1 pseudogene is annotated in these 319 nt (G+C 74.9%); it reads right to left on the reverse strand.

Annotation, left to right across the window (positions count from 1 at the left end):
• A pseudogene (locus JHD74_RS26265) lies at positions 1-130 on the reverse strand (Ni/Fe-hydrogenase cytochrome b subunit); the annotation flags it as partial.
• Positions 131-319 lie beyond the last annotated feature (189 nt).

The following is a 319-nucleotide window of genomic DNA, read 5'->3' on the forward strand; positions in this document are numbered from 1 at the left end:
CCGCCCAGGCCAACGCCCAGCCGCCGCAGGCCAAACCGGTGCCCACCAGCAGATCGAATGCGATCCAGATACCCCATGGGTAGCCGCCGTTCAGATCGGAAACATCGCCCAACCCCAACACCAGACGCTGTCTCTTATACACATCTCCGAGCCCACGAGACAGGAGGTATCATCTCGTATGCCGTCTTCTGCGTGAAAAGGGGGGGGGGGGGGGGGGGGGGGGGGGGGGGGGGGGGGGGGGGGGGGGGGGGGGGGGGGGGGGGGGGGGGGGGGGGGGGGGGGGGGGGGGGGGGGGGGGGGGGGGGGGGGGGGGGGGGGG

Source organism: Serratia sp. ASV30 (assembly GCF_016428815.1).
In the GTDB taxonomy this organism is placed as follows: domain Bacteria; phylum Pseudomonadota; class Gammaproteobacteria; order Enterobacterales; family Enterobacteriaceae; genus Chania; species Chania fonticola_C.